The 3,980-nt window shown below is 72.3% G+C and carries 2 protein-coding genes; one reads left to right on the forward strand and one right to left on the reverse strand.

Annotated features, from left to right (window positions below):
• Positions 1–35 precede the first annotated feature (35 nt).
• The gene (locus QK444_RS33735; protein ID WP_282786075.1) at positions 36–2,801 is read right to left on the reverse strand and encodes a helix-turn-helix transcriptional regulator; all 2,766 of its coding nucleotides are present in this window, start codon (positions 2,799–2,801) and stop codon (positions 36–38) included.
• 122 nt (positions 2,802–2,923) lie between these two features.
• Between QK444_RS33735 and QK444_RS33740 the strand changes: the two genes are divergently transcribed.
• A partial coding sequence (locus tag QK444_RS33740) for an ATP-binding protein (RefSeq protein ID WP_282786076.1) occupies positions 2,924–3,980 on the forward strand: 1,057 nt, incomplete at its 3' end.

Consider the following 3,980-nt stretch of genomic DNA (forward strand, 5'->3'; position numbering starts at 1 on the left):
TCGGGCCGCAATTCACTCCCCCGCCCGGCGACGGCTCACCAGGGTTCGTCGGCCAGCAGCCGAGCCAGCTCGACGCGACTGCGTACCCCGAGCTTCGGAAAGGCCCGATAGAGGTGGTGCCCAACGGTTTTGGGGCTGAGAAACAGGCGTGCGCCGATCTCGTTGTTGGTCGCGCCGAGAGCTGCCAGGCGAACCACCTGGAGTTCCTGCGGAGTGAGCAGTCCCACGCGATGATCACTCGGCGCGGGCGCTGCGGTATCGGTGGGTTCGGCCCCGCCTGCCGCCCGCGACTCGGCCCGTGCCCGCTCCGCCCAGGGCCGCGCGCCCAGCCGTTCGAAGTCCGCCAGCGCCGTCGACAGCCGGGCGCGTGCCTCCCGCACCCGGCGCTCCCGCCGCAGCCATTCGCCGTACAGCAGTGCGGTGCGCGCGTGGTCGAATCCGCGCTGTGCCTCGGCGTGCAGGCGCAGCGCTTCCTCGTACCGGTCGGCGTCGCCGTCCACCAGCGCGCCGCAGCGCAGCGCCAGGCCTTGCACCCACGGATTCTCGGTCGCGGCGGCGAATTCGACGAGTGCCGCGAGCGGTTCGGCGGCCCGCTCCGGCTGTCGCTGGCGCACGGCCGCCTCCACTCGGTCCGCGAGCAGGTGCGGCCACTGGGCCAGCGGCCGGTGCGGGCTGTTGGCCAGCGCCTCACCCCGCGCTACCGCCGCCTCGTAGCGCCCCTGTGCCAGATCCAGGTGCAGCAGTGCCCATTCGGTGTGCGCGGCGTCGATGGTGTTCACCGCGCGGCGCGGGTGCCGTGGTTGCCGGCCGGCCAGCTCCCGGCAGCGATCGGCGTCACCGCGCACCGCGGCCAGGACGGCGAGGATGGACCGGGCCTGGCGCGCCCGGCTCGGCGTGCCCGTGCAGTCGGCCAACCGGGCCGCCTCCAGGCAGGTGGCCTCGGCATCATGAAAACGACCGAGCAGCAGCTGGATCGTGCCCAGCGCGCCATGCACCGCGGGCAGCCGCCCGGCCATGCCGAGCGTGCTGTACTCGGCGGCCAGATCGGTCAGCAGCGCGTGCGCCTGCTCGATATCGGAGGCGAGGGTGGCCAGCAGGGCCATGGTGAACCGCGCGGAGGGATCCGGTGCCGATCGCCCGGTTCTCGTCGTGGCGTGAATGAGCGCGACACCGGCGGGCTGGGCACCGGTCGCCAGCTGGATGGGACCGTCCACGGCGGCCAGCAGCGGTGCGGCGGAGGTGCCGAGGGCCAGGTCGGCCAGCTGCTCTCGGGCGCGGAGCAGGCCCGGCAGATCACCGGCCACCCAGGCGGCGCGCGCGGCGTCGAGCAGCAGCAGACCGGCCCGATAGGGCTGCGCGACAGCGGATTCCGCCGCGGCCGTGCGGAACAGATCGTAGGCCGTGCCGAGCGAATCGGATTCGACGGCGATCTGTGCGCGCAGTTCGTGCATGCGGGTCCGACGCGGCGCATCCAGTACCGCGGGGTCCAGCCGGTCGGCGACCACGAGCGCATGCTCGGGCCGTCCCGCCTCCATCAGTGCCGCCATGGCACGAGTCAGGCGGCGGGCAGCGTGCACCGGATCGGGCGTGAGTCGCGCCGCGCGTTCGAAGGCGGTGGCGGCGGTGCCGTGGGCACTGCGGTCGGCGGCCCGCAGCGCCGCGGCTTCCACTGCGGCGGCGACGGTTTCGTCCGGTGCGGCGGTCCCGGCGGCCAGATGCCAGGCCCTGCGGTCCGGATCGTCGGCCAGTACCTCGGCCAGCGTCGCGTGCACGGTCTGGCGACTGGTGAACGGAGCCAACCGGTAGGCGGCGGAGCGCTTGAGCGGATGCCGGAAGGTCACTCGGGTACCGGAAACGACGACCATGCTGGAGTGCTCGGCTGCCACCAGTGCGTCATCGCTCAACCCGAGCCGGCGCAGGGCGCGTCGCACTACGGTGACGCACCCGGTCTCTTCGGCGGCCACCACCAGGAGTGCCAGCCGCGTCGAGTCATGCTGAGCCGCAATATGATCGCAGTAACCCGCATAGAGCCGTTCGGGCAGCGGCAGTGGCTCCACCGGCAGTGCGTCGAGATCCATGCGCGGCAATTCCAGGATGGCCAGCGGGATTCCGGCCGCCTCGGCGAGCACCCGGTCGCGCAGTTCGGGGGCGAGCTGCGGAAACCGCTCATCCAACAGAGTTCGGGAGTGCGCGGTGTCGAGCGGGCCCAACCGCAGTACCGGCAGCGCGGTGCGGTACTCCGGTCGTGCCGCGAAGATCAGCGCCACCGCCTCGGCATCGAGCCGATTCGCCGCGAAGTGCAGGGCGTCCACCGAGGGACAGTCCAGCCACTGCGCATCGTCGATCAGGCACAGCAGCGGCTGCTCGGCGGCGATCTCGGCCAGCAGTTCCAGGGTGGCCAGGCCGACCGCGAAGCGGTCGTTCGAGGGATTGGACGCGGCGGCGCTCAGGCCGAAGGCCCGGCGCAGGATGCCGCGATGTGGTTCGGCGAGGGCATCGAGCCGGTCCAGGAAGGGGTGGAGGAGCAATTGCAGCCCGGCGAAAGGCAATTCGGACTCGCTCTCGACTCCGGTGCACTGCAGTACCAGCACCGAGTCGGGGGCCGCCGCTGCCGCGTACCCGAGCAGCGCCGACTTGCCCGTGCCCGAATCGCCGAGCACGGCGAGTCCGCCACCGCGATCCGCGGCGGCCGCCGCGGTGAGGGCCGCGATGCGGTGCACCTCCGCGGTGCGGCCGATCAGAGACGGCGCCGGGGGACGCCGGGAGCCGGGAGTCGGTGGGTCGAGTGTTCGCGCGGTCATAGTCGGTCATTCTCTTTGGACCGACCGACCGTTTCGGTACGTGCGGCCGACCTGCGCGCACGGTGCGAAATCAGAACGTTCACCATTTGCTGATTCCCGGTCCGGGACATAGGTTGTCGCATGTGCTGTTCGGTCGTGTCAAAGAAATACAGCACATCCACAACCTGCTCGACGACGCACGGGCGGGCCACGGTCGTGTGCTGACCGTGATCGCCGACCCGGGCCTGGGCAAGACCGCGCTGTTGGACGCGGCCGAGGACGCCGCCGCGGGCTGGCGGGTCCTGCGCTGCACCGGTATCGAGAACGGCTCCGACCTGCCCTTCGCGGGCCTGCGCCGGTTGCTGGAGGCTGTGGGGGAGGATGCCGACAACGCTCTGGACGCACTACCGGCACCGCAGCGCCGCGCCCTGGATACCGCGCTCGGCCGTCGGGTCTGCGACACTGCCGACCGCTTCTGCGTCGGCTTGGCCGTGCTCTCGCTGCTGGCCGAACTCGCCGCGCCCGCTCCGGTGCTGTGCCTGATCGACGACGCCCACCTGCTGGACCGTCCCAGCCTGGACGCCCTGCTGTTCGCCGCCCGCCGCCTCGATGCGGAGCACCTGGCCCTGCTCTTCGCCGGAGATACCGAACTCCGCGCCGACGGATTGCCCGAACTCCGGCTCGCACCGCTGGACCACGAGTCCGCCGCCGCTCTCCTCGCACACCGCTTCCCGGATCTCGCCCCGGACGCGCGCGACCGGGTGTTGCGGGCCGCTGCCGGGAACCCGTTGGCGGCCTCGGAATTTCCCGCCATGGCTGCCGACGGGTCGGTACGGGGGGACGGGTTGCCGCGGGGGGATGCGGCGAGCGGAGGGTTGCCGCAGGCTGATGCGGCGAGCGGAGGGCTGTCGCGTGCGGATCGGATGGGCGGAGGTTCATCGCACACTGCCGCCGAGGTAGTCGATGCGGAGGAGCTGACGCGGCGGTTGTGCGCGGGCTACGCGGATCGCATCGCCGGATACCCCGCGGCCGTGCGCACCGCGCTGCTGGTCGTCGCCGCGGAGGAGACCGGCGATCTCGAGCTGGTCGAGCGGGTCCTGGGTCGCCTCGGCTGCACCGGGGACGCGCTCACCGTCGCGGCGGACACCGGCCTGCTGCACCGATCCGGGCGGGCCGTGGCCTTCCGGCATCCGCTCCAGC

Origin of the sequence: Nocardia sp. CC201C (genome assembly GCF_030010695.1) — a bacterium.
In the GTDB taxonomy this organism is placed as follows: Bacteria; Actinomycetota; Actinomycetes; order Mycobacteriales; family Mycobacteriaceae; genus Nocardia; species Nocardia otitidiscaviarum.